The following is a 15,447-nucleotide window of genomic DNA, read 5'->3' on the forward strand; positions in this document are numbered from 1 at the left end:
AACCAGTCCCCTCTCCCTTCAGGGAGAGGGAGCCATCCGGTGCTCTCGGATAGTGCAGAACCAGGACCCGGAACGGGTTATCCGCCAATTGCCCCGCTACGGATAACGCTGACGCGTCATGCGCCCTACCATCTGTTCGCGAGCAAGCTCGCTCCTACAAGAGCGGCAGGTAATCCCTGTAGGAGCGAGCTTGCTCGCGAACCCGCACGGGCACCTGTCCGTCCACGGGGACACCGCTCTATTCCCGGCACATTCGGACATTCCGACTACCATTGACGCTGCGCAAGGGATTCTCGCCCGTGGGGGGATAGAGTTTTCCTACCAAGCCACTCATTGAGGGAACACATCATGTACGAGCGCATTCTGGTAGCGGTGGACGGCAGCCCGGTATCCGACCGTGCCCTGGTCGAAGCAGCCAAGCTGGCCCAACTGAGCGGTGGCGAGCTGCGTGTCATCACCATTGTCGACAGCCCGCTGCGCCATCTGCCCGACTACGCCGTGTACTACAACCCGGAGCCGCTGCGCGAAGCCGCGCTGAAGGCCGCCGACGACATCCTCGGCAAGGCGAAGGAAAAGATCGCCGAGTTCCCGGTGAAAACCAGCTTCGAGCGAGTCTGCCAGGAACGCGCCAGTGAAGAGATCGCCGAGCGCATCGAGATCGAGGCCGAAGCGTCCAAGTCCGACATCATTGTCATGGGCACCCACGGCCGCCGCGGCGTCCGCCGCCTGATGCTGGGCAGTGTGGCCGAAGGCCTGCTGCGCGTCAGCAACCGCCCCGTGCTGCTGGTTCGCGAGAAGTAATTAACCCGGAAAGACAAAAAGGCCCTGCGGCGTGAGCCGCAGGGCCTTTTTCATGGCCGCCGCCCAGGTCACTGCGCAGCGGTCATGTCGCGCCTGCAGGAGTGGAAGATATCCAGTTCCGGCTGGTACAGGCTGGTCTGTACGCCGTACAGGCCAAGCACCGAATGGAACAGGTTGTCGTGGCTCAACTCGTCGCTGGCCGCCTTTTTCTCCAGGCAAGCCCGGTCCACGCCCATGCCGCCGAGGGCACCGGCGCCGAACCACATCACCATGGGCACATGGGTCTGCGCTTTCGGTGCGATGGCATAGGGCGCGGCGTGCAGGTAGACGCCATTCTCGCCCAGCGATTCGCCGTGGTCGGAGACGTAGACCATCGAGGCGTCGAAGCGCTCCTGGTTCTGCTTGAGCAGCTCCACCACCTTGGACAGGAAGAAGTCGGTGTAGAGGATGGTGTTGTCGTAGACATTCACCAGCTCCTCACTGCTGCAACTGCCCAGCTGGTTGGTTCGGCACACCGGGGTGAAGCGCTCCAGCGACTTGGGATAGCGCTCGTAGTATTCCGGACCGTGGCTGCCGTCGGCGTGCAGGACGATGATCGCGTTGTCCTTCAGGCCGTCGATGTAGGCCTGCAGGTTCTGCAGCAGGGCTTCGTCCAGGCAGTTCCTGCCATCGCAGAACGGGCCGGGCTGGTCCTTGGGAATGTCGCGGTTGGGCACGCGCAGGCAGGTGCCCTTGCAGTCGCTGTTGTTGTCCAGCCAGAGCACCGACACGCCGACGCGCTGGAGGATATCCAGCAGGCCCTGATTGGTCTTGCCCTTCTTGTCGCTGTAGTCCTCGCGAGGGAACTTGGAGAACATGCAGGGCACCGACACCGCAGTGGACGTCCCGCAGGAGCTGACGTTGGCGAAGTTGACGATATCGAGCTTCTTCAGCTCCGGGTTGGTGTCGCGGGCGTAGCCGTTGAGGGAGAAGTGGTCCGCGCGTGCGGTTTCACCGACCACGAAGATCATCAACGACTTGCGGCCATCGGCGCTCACCTTGCGCGGCATCACCGCATCCTCGCCGATGGGCTGCACCACCAGGTTTTCCTTGATGCCCAGGCGCTGCTTGGTGAACTTGCTCACCGCATAGATGTAGTTGGTCGGGTTGATGAAGTGAGTCAGCTTCTCTTCCTGGCGGAACACCGGGGCGTAGGTGGAATAGAACGCCCCCACGCAGACGGCAACCACCACCAGGCAACCGAAGATCACCAATACCTTGGTCAGCAGGCCACGGAAGAACGGGCTGTAGCGCACCGGCGTCAGCCAGATGATCACCGCCGGCAGCACGCCGAGCACCAGCAGGTAGCCGAACATGCGCGCGCTGAACAGCGCTGTGGCTTCGCCGGGGTTGGTCTCGACGACGTTCTGCACCATCACGGTATCGATCACGACACCGTAGGAGTTCATGAAGTACGCCGCGGCCGCGGACACCAGCGCCACCAGGGTCAGCGCCGGCTTGAGCAGCGGGCGGAAGGACACCAGGGTCAGCAGCAGGGTGAAGGCCGCCCACAGGAACAAGCCGAAGGAGGCGAAGAAAGCCACGCCCCACAGGCCTTCCATGGGAACCAGGCTGTTCAGTGCCCGCCAGGTGGCGAAGTTGTAGAACAGCACCAGTGCCAGCGAGAACAGCAGGACCAGCCGCGCGGGGCTGACCTGAGGGAAGAGGCGGCGCTTGCCCTCGGACATCGAGCGCACTCCTTACATCGATAGTCGGATAGGAAATGAAATAGCCGACCCTGCCGGCCGGCGGCGCAACTCTAGCGGGCAGTTAGTCAAAAAAGTGTCAAGTTGGCTACACGCTTTCGGCCAGTGGTCGGAACAATGATCGAACCGGTACTTGGTACTACCGTACGTCGCGCGCTCCATGGCCTTGCAGCGAAATAGCAACCGTCCGCTTGCAGCGTGTTGGCGACTTTCTAGACTCAACACAAAAGTGATATCAATCTGCCTTCGCACCCTCGACATCCGGAGCATCCCGCCCATGGACTGGCACCAGGACGCCTTACCCGATGCTGTGCTGCTGGAGTGTTCCCATAACCCCTGGCTGGTTCTGCTGGCCATCTTCATCGCCTGCGTCGCCAGCTTCGTCGCCCTGAGCATCGCCGCGCGAATGGTCCGCGCGCCGCAACACGCCCACCGCTGGCAGTGGGTCGGCGGCATTTGCCTGGGCAGCGGCATCTGGTCGATGCACTTCGTTTCGATGCAGGCCTTCCACGCCTCGGTGCCGCTGCATTTCTCCGGCGGCCTGACATTGCTTTCGCTGCTCATCGCCATCGGCATCTGTGTGGTCGCCATGCGCCTGCTGGCCCATGCCGGGCTGAGCCCGCTGCAGTACCTGCTGGCCGCCTGCTGCATCGGCGCCAGCATCGCCGGCATGCATTACACCGGCATGGCCGCCATCCAGACGCCGCCCATGCAGCATTACGACCCGTTGCTGGTCACCCTGTCAGTGTTGCTCGCCGTTCTGGTCGCCTTCGTCGCCCTGGTCCTGGCCCCGGTGCTCAACCGCCAACCGGCGAATCTCCAGCGGATCTACCAGATCGCCGCCAGCCTGCTGCTGGGTGGTGCCATCTCCAGCATGCACTTCACCGGCATGGCCGCACTGACCCTGACCCTGCCCAGTTGGGTAGCGCCGGTGGCGGACCTGGGCCGCAACAACGCCATCCAGCTCGGACTGATGGTCGGCCTGCTGGCCCTCGCCGTGGTACTGGCCGGGCTCTGGGCGGCCTGGATCGAGGACAGCCTGGAAAGCAAGGAAAGCGAGCTGAGCCGGGTCAACGCCCTGCTCAGCCAGTTGGACAATGCCAACGCCTCGCTGCAGAAACTGGCGCGCTTCGATGGGCTCACCGGTCTGCATAATCGCAACGCCCTCAACGACGAGTTCGAGGCGCGCCTGCAACGCAACCGCCAGAAGGGCCAGGGCATGGCGGTGATCCTGCTGGACCTGGACCACTTCAAGCGGGTCAACGATTCCCTTGGCCACGCGGCCGGCGACGAGTTGCTGTGCATCGTTTCCGAGCGCATCCGCAGCGCGCTGCGCGGCACCGACCTGCTGGCACGCTTTGGCGGCGACGAGTTCTGCATCCTCGCCGACCTCGGTGAGGACCATGAAGCGCGCATCCTCGCCCAGCGCCTGATGCAGCGCATGAAGGAGCCGATCAGCATCGCCGGGCGCAGCCTGGTGATGACCCTGAGCGTTGGCATCAGCCTGTTCCCCAACGACAGCGAGGTGCCCGAGGAGTTGCTCAAGCACGCCGATCTCGCGCTGTACCAGTCCAAGGGCAACGGCCGCAATGCCACCCATTTCTTCAGCCCGCACCTGAAGACCAAGGCCACCCAGGAACTGCAACTGGAAGAAGAGTTGCGCAAGGCGCTGTGGGACGACGAACTGGTGCTCTACTACCAGCCGATCCTGCGCATCGACCATGGCGAAGTGGCGCAGCTCGAAGCGCTGGTGCGCTGGAAGCACCCCACCCACGGACTGCTGGCGCCGGACCGCTTCATCGGCCTGGCCACCGCCAATGGCCTGATCGGCGCGCTCGATGCCTGGGTGCTGCGCCGTGCCTGCCAGGACCTGCGCCGCCTGCACGAGCTGGGTTACGACAGCCTGCGTGTGGCGGTGAACTGCTGCGCCAGCAACCTGGGGCGTGAGAGCCTGGTCGACGAAGTCCAGCGAACCCTGGAAGAGACCGGTCTGGCGGCCCGCTACCTGGAAATGGAGGTCACCGAGAATGCCGTGATGTCCAACATCAACCAGACCATCCCGCTGCTCAACCGTCTGCGCGACCTGGGCGTCAGCCTGTCCATCGACGACTTCGGCACCGGCTACTCGTCGCTGTCCTACCTGCGCCAGTTGCCACTGGACGCGCTGAAGGTGGACCGCTCATTCATCCGTGACGTACCGCAATCACGCCGCGACAGCGAGATTGCCCAGGCGATCATCGCCATGGCGCAGAAGCTGCACCTGAAGGTGATCGCCGAGGGCGTGGAGCACGCACAGCAACTGGCCTTTCTGCGCGATAACCATTGCGAATTGGCCCAGGGCTACCTGTTCAGCCGGCCCCTGCCCTTGAGCGCGCTGGTGGAGTTTCTCGAGGCCTACCGCGAGGACAGCGATCCGGCGCTGCTGCGCAACCAGGCCTGAGGCCGGTGGTCCCGGCTCAGAAGTCGAACTTGCCGGCGCGCCAGCGCGGCAGCCAGCGCAGGGAATCGGCGGTAGTGCCGGTAGGACGGTACTCGGCCCCCAGCCAGCCATCGTAGCCCACGTCGTCGAGCACCTGCAGCGGCACTTCGAACTCCATCTCGCCCGAGCCGGGTTCGCCGCGCTCGGGGTAATCGGCGAACTGCACATGGCCGATCTGACCCATCAGCGCGTAGATGCAATCCACCAGCTCCAGGCCCATGCGCGCCATGTGGTAGAGGTCCAGCTGCGCGCGCAGGTTTTCCCGCGCCACGCGTTCGAGCATGTCCTGCAGGTGCTCGGGGGTATTGAGCAGGAAGTCCTTCATGTCGTGGCAATTGATGGCTTCCATCAGCACATCGGTGCCGCTGCCGGCAAAGGCATCACAGGTGGCGCGCAGGCGCTCGGCAAGGGTCTGCAGCGAGACCTCGCGCTCCTGCCCCTCGACCAGCCGCCCGGCCAGCACGTTGATGTGCTGCGGCTTGACGATGCGCGCATAGTCCAGCGCCTTGGCCAACGCGGCTTCGAATTCGGCAGCGCGCTCCGGAACGGCGGCGATGCCCGGGCCGCCCTGCATCAGGTCACCGGCTGGCAGGTTGATCAGCACCAGCGGCAAGCCGGCTTCGTCCAGCGCGGCTTTCAGGTCCTGCGCGGGGACGTCGTAGGGGAACTGGATCTCCACGCCCTCGAAACCGGCCTTGGCGGCGGCGTCGATACGCTGCAGCAGCGGAACTTCGGTGAACAGCAGGGACAGGTTGGCGCAGAGCTTCATGCGGGGAATTCCTTCGTTTGACGGTATTGCTCGACCAGGGTAGACGGGTCGCGTTCGAGATTGCCCTGGCTGCCATGCAGGCGCATCAGTTGCGCGGCGAGGCCGCTCATGGGCGTGGCCGAACCCTCCTCGCGGGAAAGCTTCACGGCGGTGTCCAGGTCCTTGAGCAGTGTGCGCACGTGCCACTTCACCGGTTCGAAGCGACTCTCGGCCATCTGCGGGGCCAGGATCTGCAGGGGTTTGGAATCGGCGAAACCGCCGGCCAGGGCCGGGGCGATCAGGCTCGCATCGACGCCCGCCTTCTCTGCCAGCGCCACCACCTCGGCGATCACCAGCGCGTTGCAGGCGACGATCATCTGGTTGCAGACCTTGGTCACCTGCCCCGCGCCGACATCCCCCATACGCGTCAGGCGCTGGCCGAGATGGGCGAGGATCGGCCGCACACGCTCGATGTCCTCGACACGGCCGCCGGCCATGATCGCCAGGGTGCCGGCTTCGGCGCCCGGTGTACCGCCGGAAACCGGCGCGTCGATCCAGCGCATGCCGGTACGCGCTTCCAGCTCGGCGGCCATCTCACGGGTCGCGGCCGGCTCAAGGCTGGAGAAGTCCACCAGCACCTGGCCGGCGCGGCCGCTCTCGACGATGCCGCCCGCGCCGAACACCACTTCGCGCACGGCGGCGGTATCGGCCAGGCAGAGCATCACCACCTCGGCGTCGGCGCACAGCTGTGCGGGCGTCTCCACAGCCTGGGCACCTTCAGCGGCCAGCAGCTCACGCTTACCGGCGGAGCGGTTCCATACGGACAGTGGGTAGCCGGCGGCAAGCAGGCGGCGCGTCATGGGTACCCCCATCAAACCGAGACCGGCAAAAGCGAGGGATGGCAAAGGGGACGACATGGGATGATCTCCAGTTCGACAGCAGGACGGGCACGGGGAGCGGGATTCTAGCAGGCGCGAAGTTGACCGGCCGGCATTGCTTTCGCTAGCGGGACGGCTGCCAAACAGACGCGCCGCCACTATAATCCCGGAGTTTTTTCCGCCATTGAACCGGAGAACTCTCCCCATGCTGAAACGCTCCCTGGCGCTCGCCGCCGGTTTTGCCCTGTCCCTGTCCGCCGTTTTCACCCACGCCGATACCCCGAAAGAACTGAAAGTCTCGGCCATTCCCGATGAAGCCCCTACCGAGCTGCTGCGCAAGTTCAAGCCGCTGGGCGCCTATCTGGAAGAACAGCTGGGCATGCCGGTGAAGTTCATCCCGGTGTCCGACTATGCCGGCGTGGTCGAGGCCCTGGCTTCGGATCGCCTGGACATGGCCTGGCTGGGCGGTTTCACCTTCGTCCAGGCGCGGCTGAAGACCGGAAATGCCATCCCGTTGGTACAGCGCGAGCAGGATCAGCAATTCACCAGCAAATTCATCACCGCCGACCCGAAGGTGAAATCGATCCAGGACCTCAAGGGCAAGACCTTCGCCTTCGGTTCCGTGTCGTCCACTTCCGGGAGCCTGATGCCGCGCTACTTCATGCAAAAGGACGGCGTGGTGCCCGAGCAGTTCTTCTCCCGCGTGGCCTACTCCGGCGCCCACGACGCCACCGTCGCCTGGGTCCAGGCCGGCAAGGTCGACGCTGGCGTGCTGAACGCCTCCGTCTGGCAGAAGCTGGTGGACAGCGGCAAGGTCGACACCAACAAGGTGAAGGTCTTCGCCACCACCCCGACCTACTACGACTACAACTGGACCGTGCGCGGCAACCTCGATCCGGCCCTGGCCGAGAAGATCAAGAAGGCCTTCCTCGCCCTCGACCCGAGCAAACCGCGCGACAAGGAAATCCTCGATCTGCAGGCGGCCAGCCGCTTCATCGAAACCCAGCCTGACAACTACAAGGGCATCGAGGAATCGGCGCGCGCCGCCGGCCTCTTGAAGTGACGCTGAAACTGACCGGCGTGGAACACATCCACGCCAACGGCCAGCGCTCGCTCGCCGGCATCGACCTCAGCGTCGCTGCCGGTGAACGGGTGGCGATCATCGGCCCGTCGGGCGCCGGCAAGACGACCTTGCTGCGCATCCTCGCCACCGCACTGAAACCCGCTTCCGGCAGCATCGACCTGCTCGGCGCCCAGCCCTGGGCGCTGAGCGGCTCCGCACGCCAGCGCCTGCGTTCGCGCATCGCCCTGGTGCACCAGGCTCCGCCGCTGCCACCGCGCCAGCGGGTGGTCACCGCCGTGCTCGCCGGCCGTCTCGGCCAGTGGCCGCTGTGGAAAAGCCTGGCCAGCCTGCTCTACCCCGTCGACAGCACCGGCGCGCGCAGCGAGCTGCAACGCCTGGACCTGGGCGACAAACTCTTCGAGCGCTGCGACCAGCTTTCCGGCGGCCAGTTGCAACGCGTCGGCATCGCCCGCGCGCTGTACCAGCAGGCCGAGGTGCTGCTGGCGGATGAACCGGTCTCGGCCATGGACCCGGTGCTCGCCGGCCACACCCTGGGCGTGCTCACCCGCGAAGCGCAGAACCGTGGCGTGACGCTGATCGCCAGCCTGCACGCAGTGGACCTGGCGCTGGAGCACTTCCCACGCATCGTCGGCGTGCGCGACGGCAGGATCGCCTTCGACAAGCCGGCGGAAAACGTCACGCCCGAGGACCTGCGCGCCCTCTACGCCAACGAGCAACTCGGCCAGCAGGAAGCCGCCTCGCCGGTGGGCAAACCCGTGGTGGTGCAGATTCCACGATGCTGAATCCCGCCCTCCCGCAAAGCCCGCCCCGCGATCCGGCGGCGCTGCCGCGCCTGCTGCTTACCCTGCTCGCCCTGGCCTTGCTGTGGCCGGGGCTGCGCCTGTCCGAGCTGGATATCGCCGGCCTGTTCAGCGGCGACAACGCGCGGACCATGGCCAACTTCCTCGGCGGTTTCTGGCCGCCGGCCCACGACCAGGCATTCATCGCCCTGCTCGGCCGCGCCACCCTGGAAACCCTGGCCATCGCCACGGCCGGCATGGCACTGGCCTGGCTGATCGCCTTCCCCGCCGCGCTGCTGGCCACCCGTGCGCTGTCGATCTCCGCCCTGCCCCGCGGCGGACTGCCAGCCTGGTGGGCACGCGCCCTGCGCTGGCCGGTGCGCGGCCTGCTGATCGTACTGCGCAGCGTGCCGGAAATCGTCTGGGCACTGCTGTTCGTCCGCGCCGTGGGCCTGGGCCCCACCGCCGGCGTGCTGGCCATCGCCATCACCTACGGCGGCATGCTCGGCAAGGTCTACGCGGAAATCTTCGAATCGGTGGACCCGCGACCGACCCGCGCCCTGCTGCTGGGCGGCAGTTCGCGGTTGCAGGCCTTCGCCTACGGCGTGCTGCCCTCGGCGGCGGCGGAACTGATTTCCTACACCGTCTACCGCTGGGAATGCGCGATTCGCGCCTCGGTGGTGATGGGCTTCGTCGGCGCCGGCGGCCTCGGCCAGCAGATCGACCTGTCGCTGCGCATGTTCGCCGGCGGCGAGGTGGCAAGCATTCTGCTGACGTTCCTGCTACTGGTGCTGGGCGCCGACCTGCTCAGCCGCGTCCTGCGCGGGAGGCTCGAATGACCGGCCTGTTGCGTACCCTGGGCTGGCTGCTGCTGGTCCTGCTCGCGATCGGCGCGTCATTCGCCTTCCTGGAAATGGACACCGGCGGGCTGTTCGACGCACGTGGCCTCGGCCAGATGCTCGATTACGGTCGCGACTTCCTTTCACCGGACCTGAGTGCCCCGCACGTCGCGGCAGTCGGTCGCGGCGCCCTGGAAACCCTGGCCATGTCCGCCATCGGCACCCTGCTGGCGGCGCTGCTGGGCCTGCTACTGGCGCTGCCGGCGGCGGGGCGCTTCGGGCGCATCGCGCAGAGCCTGTCCCGGCTGCTGCTCAATGCCCTGCGCGCGGTTCCGGAGCTGGTCTGGGGCGCGCTGATGGTACTGGCCGCCGGGCTCGGGCCGAATGCCGGCACGCTGGCCCTCGCTCTGCATACCGGCGGAGTGCTCGGCCGGCTGTTCGCCGAAGCGTTGGAGAACACCCCAACCACCCCGGCCGAAGCCGTACGCCTGGCCGGTGGCGGACGCGTCGCCGCCTTCGCCTACGGCACCCTGCCGGCGGTCTGGCCGCAGTTGGTGGCGTACGTGCTCTATCGCTGGGAGAACAATATCCGCATGGCCAGCGTGCTCGGCTTCGTCGGTGCCGGAGGGCTGGGGCAGATGCTGTATTTCAGCCTCAGCCTGTTCCAGCAGGCCCAGGCGGCCACGGTTATCCTTGCCATGCTGTTCCTGGTGCTGTGCGTCGACAGCCTGAGCGCCTGGGCACGGCAGCGCTGGGTGAGCCACTGACCGCCAGCGCGCTCCTACACAGAGTGGCGTTGGCGTCACAGGCAATAAAAAGCCCGGCACTTGACCGGGCTTTTTATTGGATTCGGATCTTACGAATCGCCGTGGATCACCTTGTCCAGGTCGATGGGGTCGCCAGGCTGGGTCCCGAGCTTCTGACGGATGTCCTCGAACATCGCGTCGTACTCTTTATGGTTGCGCACCATCGAGCCGAACCGCGGGTGCAGGCCATGCTTCTGCGCGATACGGGTGGCATCGCTGGCAAAGTTGAAAGCCTGCTCCTTGGGCATGTCCCATTCTTCGGTAAAGGAATTGCCGTCGATCTCGCCCTTCATGACGAAGTGGACAAGGGTGCCTTTTTCCACATCCTTGCGGACTTCATAGTTGATGTGAGCGTCGATCTCCTGCTGCCCCAGCCCCGGCAGAGACTGAAGATGCAGATGGCCCGGTTCGAACATGGCGAATCTCCTTCTATGGAATCCCGACAGTCTAGCCGGCCTTTGCGAATTGGAAATCGCCCCGGGTCAGTGCAGAGACTCTTTTCGAACTCTTTCTTGCACCAGCACCCAGGGTGCGACCACCACCGCCCAGAGTTCCGGATCACGGTCGTGGAAGTCCTGCGCCAGTTTCTCGTCAACCCTGTGCAGATCACCACCGGCCAGCCAGGCGGCGACCTTCGCCTTGTCGTCCTCGGCCACGCCCATAGCGACCTCCACCAGGTCAGCGGAACCCGCGACCTTGAGCAGGTTGCCGCGGGCGAAGAACGGCGCGAGCTCCTGCCAGGAAATCTTCGCGGTTTCGCCAAGCAACTTGGCATAGAGGGTGCTAGCTTCTTCAGTCATGGATCTCACCTGGTAAACGAACGGCGCAATGATAGCGCCGGGACCACGCCAGGCAAGGTTCGGACGACGTTTTCGCTGATGATGGAAAACCCACGGGGATAAGTCAGACAGCGCCGTTTTTCTGTACGTTTGTGTCAATCTTGCGACATGCCCACAATCGGCTGCCCGCCCCCTGCTTTTCAAGCGGTCCGGCGGCACTCTACACTGTACCGGTACAGTTGCCGGTGGGTCTGTCCGGGGCAATCCCGGTCCTGAAGCCTTCGGCAACCAGGACTACAAAAACGAAAACACAAGAAGAGTGGAGCACTATGAAAAAGGGTACTCAGCGTCTTTCCCAGCTGTTCACCGCCATGGCCCTGGCCGGCGTTGCCAGCTTCTCCATGGCCGCCGACACCATCAAGATCGCTCTGGCGGGCCCTGTGACCGGCGCGGTCGCCCAGTATGGGGAGATGCAGTTCATTGGCGCCAAGATGGCCATTGAGCAGATCAACAAGGCTGGCGGCGTCGATGGCAAGCAACTCGAAGGCGTGGTCTACGACGACGCTTGCGATCCGAAACAAGCCGTGGCCGTTGCCAACAAGATCGTCAACGATGGCGTGAAGTTCGTCGTTGGCCACCTGTGCTCCAGCTCCACTCAACCGGCTTCGGACATCTACGAAGACGAAGGCGTGCTGATGATCACCGCCGCCTCCACCAGCCCGGACATCACCTCCCGCGGCTACAAGCTGATCTTCCGCACCATCGGTCTGGACAGCCTGCAGGGCCCGACCGCCGGCAAGTTCATCGCCGAGCACGTCAAGCCCAAGACCGTGGCCGTGATCCACGACAAGCAGCAGTACGGCGAAGGCATCGCCACTGCCGTGAAGAAGACCCTGGAAGACGCTGGCGTCAAGGTCGCCCTGTTCGAAGGCATCAACGCCGGCGACAAGGACTTCTCCGCGATGATCGCCAAGCTCAAGCAGGCCAAGGTCGACTTCGTCTACTACGGCGGCTACCACCCGGAGCTGGGCCTGATCCTGCGCCAGGCTTCCGAGAAAGGCCTGAAAGTCGGCTTCATGGGCCCGGAAGGCGTGGGTAACAAAGAGATCTCCGCCATCGCCGGCCCGGCTTCCGAAGGCCTGTACGTGACCCTGCCGAAGTCCTTCGACCAGGATCCGAAGAACCAGGCCCTGGTTGACGCCTTCAAGGCCAAGAACGAAGACCCGAGCGGTCCGTTCGTGTTCCCGGCCTACGCGGCCGTCCAGGTCATCGCCGAAGGCATCAAGAAAGCCGGTGGCGAAGAGACCGACAAGGTGGCAGCAGCGCTGCGCTCCAACAACTTCGAGACTCCGACCGGTACCCTGGCCTTCGACGAGAAGGGCGACCTGAAGAACTTCAACTTCGTGGTCTACCAGTGGCACAAGGACGGCAGCAAGACCGAAGCCAAGTAAGCCACCCGCCGCCACACAAAGCCCACTGCAGCCGCAGTGGGCTTTGTTTATCCGAGTATTCCGGGGGTCCGTCGCGCCACAAGCGCCGCTTCACGCGACGCCCGAGGAGTTAGGTAATGCCTGAGCTCTATCACTACCTGCAACAGCTGATCAACGGCCTCACCGTCGGCAGCACCTATGCCCTGATCGCCATCGGCTACACCATGGTCTACGGCATCATCGGCATGATCAACTTCGCCCATGGCGAGGTGTACATGATTGGCTCGTACGTAGCCTTCATCGTGATCACGGGGCTGGCGATGATGGGAATCGTGAGTCTTCCTGTCGTCATCATCTGCACCTTCGCCGCGGCGATCATCGTCACCAGCGCCTACGGCTACAGCATCGAACGGATCGCCTATCGGCCCCTGCGTGGAAGCAACCGGCTGATTCCGCTGATCTCCGCGATCGGCATGTCGATCTTCCTGCAGAACGAGGTCCTGCTGGCCCAGGATTCGAAGGACAAGGCCATCCCCAACCTGCTGCCGGGCAACTTCATCATCGGCGCGGACGAGATGACCGGCGTGACCATTTCGTACATGCAGGTGCTGATCTTCATCATCACCCTGCTGACCATGTACGGGCTGTCCATGTTCATCTCCCGCTCCCGCCTGGGTCGCGCCTGCCGCGCCTGTGCAGAAGACCTGAAGATGGCCAACCTGTTGGGCATCAACACCAACAACATCATCGCCCTGACCTTCGTCATCGGTGCCACCCTGGCCGCCGTGGCCGCGGTGCTGCTGGGTCTGCAGTATGGCGTGATCAACCCGCATATCGGCTTCCTCGCCGGCATCAAGGCGTTCACCGCCGCGGTGCTGGGCGGCATCGGCAGCATTCCGGGCGCCATGCTCGGCGGCCTGGTGCTGGGCGTTGCCGAAGCCTTCGGCGCCGACGTGTTCGGTGACCAGTACAAGGACGTGGTGGCGTTCACGCTGCTGGTGCTCGTGCTGCTCTTCCGCCCCACTGGCCTTCTCGGTCGCCCGGAGGTGGAAAAGGTATGAGCCAGAAACTCAAGACCGCATTCTTCAGCGCCCTGCTGGTGATGGCCGTCGCCTATCCGGTGCTGGGCGTGAAGCTCAGCGTGATCGGCATCGGCCTGCAGTTGGAGAACGTCAGCCCCGCGCGCCTGTGGACCATTGCCGCCTGCGCCGTGCTGATGTTCGTCTGGCAACTGGTGCGTGACCGCTTCGCCTTCGGCGGCAGCGTGAAACAGGCGCTGTCGCACCCGCACACCAGGCTGGCCGAGCGCCTGACCCACGCCTCCGTGCAACGCAAGATCATCATGGTGCTGATCCTCATCGCCCTCGCCTGGCCGTTCTTCGGCTCGCGCGGCGCGGTGGACATCGCCACCCTGATCCTGATCTACGTGCTGCTGGGCCTGGGCCTGAACATCGTGGTGGGCCTGGCCGGCCTGCTCGATCTGGGCTACGTCGGCTTCTACGCCGTGGGCGCCTACAGCTACGCGCTGCTGTCGCATTACTACGGACTGGGCTTCTGGGTGTGCCTGCCGATTGCCGGCCTGATGGCCGCGTTCTTCGGCTTCATCCTCGGCTTCCCGGTGCTCCGATTGCGCGGTGACTACCTCGCCATCGTGACCCTGGGCTTCGGCGAGATCATCCGCATCCTGCTGCGCAACATGACCTGGCTCACCGGTGGCCCCAACGGCATCAGCAACATCGAGAAGCCGACCCTGTTCGGCCTCACCTTCGAGCGCCGCGCCCCCGAGGGGATGCAGACCTTCCACGAGTTCTTCGGCATCGCCTACAACTCGAACTACAAGGTCGTGTTCCTCTACCTGGTCGCGCTGCTGCTGGTGCTGCTGGTGCTGTTCGTGATCAACCGTCTGCTGCGCATGCCCCTGGGCCGCGCCTGGGAAGCCCTGCGCGAAGACGAGATCGCCTGCCGCGCGCTGGGTCTGAACCCGACGCTGATCAAGCTCTCCGCCTTCACACTCGGCGCCTGCTTCGCCGGTTTCGCCGGCAGCTTCTTCGCCGCGCGCCAGGGCCTGGTCACACCGGAGTCCTTCACCTTCATCGAATCGGCCATCATCCTCGCCATCGTGGTGCTGGGTGGCATGGGTTCCCAGCTCGGCGTCATCCTGGCCGCCGTGGTGATGATCCTGCTGCCCGAACTGATGCGTGAGTTCAGCGAGTACCGCATGCTGATGTTCGGCGCCCTGATGGTGCTGATGATGATCTGGCGTCCGCAGGGGCTCCTGCCCATGCAGCGCCCGCACCTGGAGTTGCGAAAATGAGCCGACCGATTCTTGAAGTAGCCGGCCTCACCATGCGCTTCGGCGGGTTGCTGGCCGTCAACAACGTGGCCCTGAAGGTCCAGGAAAAACAGGTGATCTCGATGATCGGCCCCAACGGCGCCGGCAAGACCACCGTGTTCAACTGCCTGACCGGCTTCTATGCGCCCACCGGCGGCGAAATCCTGCTGCGCGGCGAGCCCATCCAGGGCCTGCCGGGCCACAAGATCGCCCACAAGGGCGTGGTGCGGACCTTCCAGAACGTGCGCCTGTTCAAGGAGATGACCGCGGTGGAGAACCTGCTGGTGGCGCAACACCGGCACATCAACACCAACTTCCTTGCCGGCCTGCTCAAGACCCCGGCCTTCCGCCGCGCGGAAGCCGAGGCACTGGACTACGCCTCGCACTGGCTGGAAATCGTCAACCTCAAGGACATCGCCAACCGCCCGGCGGGCACCCTGGCCTACGGCCAGCAACGCCGCCTGGAGATTGCCCGCTGCATGATGACCCGTCCGCAGCTGCTGATGCTGGACGAGCCGGCGGCCGGCCTGAACCCGCGGGAAACCGAGGACCTCAAGGCGCTGATCGCCATGCTGCGCTCCGAGCACGGCGTGACCGTACTGCTCATCGAGCACGACATGAAGCTGGTGATGAGCATTTCCGACCATATCTACGTGATCAACCAGGGCACGCCCCTGGCCGACGGCACCCCGGAAGAGATCCGCGGCAACCCGGATGTGATCAAAGCCTATCTGGGGGAGGCCTGAG

General features: G+C 64.8%; 15 protein-coding genes. 10 read left to right on the plus strand and 5 right to left on the minus strand.

What is annotated here, in order from left to right; all coding sequences use genetic code 11:
* Positions 1 to 348 precede the first annotated feature (348 nt).
* Entirely contained in the window at positions 349 to 801 is a 453-nt protein-coding gene (locus C167_RS0131045; RefSeq protein WP_017522210.1) for a universal stress protein, read from the plus strand.
* A gap of 68 nt (positions 802 to 869) precedes the next feature.
* Here C167_RS0131045 and C167_RS0131050 read toward each other — a convergent pair whose 3' ends face one another.
* A complete protein-coding gene (locus C167_RS0131050) occupies positions 870 to 2,528 on the minus strand; it encodes a phosphoethanolamine transferase (protein ID WP_017522211.1) in 1,659 nt (552 codons plus the stop codon).
* Positions 2,529 to 2,823: 295 nt separating this feature from the next.
* On the opposite strand from C167_RS0131050, the gene C167_RS0131055 reads away from it, so the two are divergent.
* Positions 2,824 to 4,986, plus strand: a complete 2,163-nt coding sequence (locus C167_RS0131055; RefSeq protein ID WP_017522212.1) for a putative bifunctional diguanylate cyclase/phosphodiesterase — start codon at positions 2,824 to 2,826, stop codon at positions 4,984 to 4,986.
* A 16-nt stretch (positions 4,987 to 5,002) separates the two neighbouring features.
* Here the strand turns inward: C167_RS0131055 and C167_RS0131060 are convergent, their stop codons facing one another.
* Both C167_RS0131060 and C167_RS0131065 read right to left on the minus strand, forming a co-directional pair.
* Complete coding sequence (locus tag C167_RS0131060) at positions 5,003 to 5,794, minus strand: hydroxypyruvate isomerase family protein (RefSeq protein WP_017522213.1); 792 nt, start codon at positions 5,792 to 5,794, stop codon at positions 5,003 to 5,005.
* A complete protein-coding gene (locus tag C167_RS0131065) occupies positions 5,791 to 6,690 on the minus strand; it encodes an NAD(P)-dependent oxidoreductase (protein WP_026079394.1) in 900 nt (299 codons plus the stop codon). The genes C167_RS0131060 and C167_RS0131065 overlap by 4 nt, the downstream gene beginning before the upstream one ends.
* A gap of 166 nt (positions 6,691 to 6,856) precedes the next feature.
* On the opposite strand from C167_RS0131065, the gene C167_RS0131070 reads away from it, so the two are divergent.
* The 4 genes from C167_RS0131070 to phnE are packed head-to-tail and all read left to right on the plus strand — an operon-like array spanning position 6,857 to position 10,120.
* Positions 6,857 to 7,714, plus strand: a complete 858-nt coding sequence (locus C167_RS0131070; RefSeq protein WP_017522215.1) for a putative selenate ABC transporter substrate-binding protein — start codon at positions 6,857 to 6,859, stop codon at positions 7,712 to 7,714.
* The gene (locus C167_RS0131075; protein WP_017522216.1) at positions 7,711 to 8,517 is read left to right on the plus strand and encodes a phosphonate ABC transporter ATP-binding protein; all 807 of its coding nucleotides are present in this window, start codon (positions 7,711 to 7,713) and stop codon (positions 8,515 to 8,517) included. Before C167_RS0131070 ends, C167_RS0131075 begins: the two co-directional genes overlap by 4 nt.
* Complete coding sequence (locus C167_RS0131080) at positions 8,511 to 9,353, plus strand: PhnE/PtxC family ABC transporter permease (protein WP_017522217.1); 843 nt, start codon at positions 8,511 to 8,513, stop codon at positions 9,351 to 9,353. The genes C167_RS0131075 and C167_RS0131080 overlap by 7 nt, the downstream gene beginning before the upstream one ends.
* Positions 9,350 to 10,120 carry a phosphonate ABC transporter, permease protein PhnE gene (phnE, locus tag C167_RS0131085; RefSeq protein WP_017522218.1) on the plus strand — a complete coding sequence of 257 codons (771 nt, stop codon included), beginning with the start codon at positions 9,350 to 9,352 and terminating at the stop codon, positions 10,118 to 10,120. Before C167_RS0131080 ends, phnE begins: the two co-directional genes overlap by 4 nt.
* 89 nt (positions 10,121 to 10,209) lie before the next feature.
* Here phnE and C167_RS0131090 read toward each other — a convergent pair whose 3' ends face one another.
* Both C167_RS0131090 and C167_RS0131095 read right to left on the minus strand, forming a co-directional pair.
* Entirely contained in the window at positions 10,210 to 10,575 is a 366-nt protein-coding gene (locus C167_RS0131090) for a DUF5064 family protein (protein ID WP_017522219.1), read from the minus strand.
* A gap of 66 nt (positions 10,576 to 10,641) precedes the next feature.
* Positions 10,642 to 10,959, minus strand: coding sequence for a DUF2288 domain-containing protein (locus C167_RS0131095; RefSeq protein ID WP_017522220.1), 318 nt, complete (start codon positions 10,957 to 10,959; stop codon positions 10,642 to 10,644).
* Between the two features lie 308 nt (positions 10,960 to 11,267).
* Here C167_RS0131095 and C167_RS0131100 point away from each other — a divergent pair, with 308 nt between their 5' ends.
* The 4 genes from C167_RS0131100 (at position 11,268) to livG (ending at position 15,446) form a co-directional block, all read left to right on the plus strand.
* Positions 11,268 to 12,389 carry a branched-chain amino acid ABC transporter substrate-binding protein gene (locus C167_RS0131100; protein WP_017522221.1) on the plus strand — a complete coding sequence of 374 codons (1,122 nt, stop codon included), beginning with the start codon at positions 11,268 to 11,270 and terminating at the stop codon, positions 12,387 to 12,389.
* A 116-nt stretch (positions 12,390 to 12,505) separates the two neighbouring features.
* A complete protein-coding gene (livH, locus tag C167_RS0131105) occupies positions 12,506 to 13,429 on the plus strand; it encodes a high-affinity branched-chain amino acid ABC transporter permease LivH (RefSeq protein WP_017522222.1) in 924 nt (307 codons plus the stop codon).
* Positions 13,426 to 14,682 carry a high-affinity branched-chain amino acid ABC transporter permease LivM gene (locus C167_RS0131110; protein WP_017522223.1) on the plus strand — a complete coding sequence of 419 codons (1,257 nt, stop codon included), beginning with the start codon at positions 13,426 to 13,428 and terminating at the stop codon, positions 14,680 to 14,682. Before livH ends, C167_RS0131110 begins: the two co-directional genes overlap by 4 nt.
* On the plus strand, positions 14,679 to 15,446 hold the full coding sequence (livG, locus tag C167_RS0131115; RefSeq protein ID WP_017522224.1) for a high-affinity branched-chain amino acid ABC transporter ATP-binding protein LivG: 768 nt from the start codon (positions 14,679 to 14,681) through the stop codon (positions 15,444 to 15,446). The genes C167_RS0131110 and livG overlap by 4 nt, the downstream gene beginning before the upstream one ends.
* Position 15,447: the final 1 nt, after the last annotated feature.

The organism is Pseudomonas nitroreducens TX1 (assembly GCF_000313755.1).
Classification (GTDB): domain Bacteria; phylum Pseudomonadota; class Gammaproteobacteria; order Pseudomonadales; family Pseudomonadaceae; genus Pseudomonas; species Pseudomonas nitroreducens_A.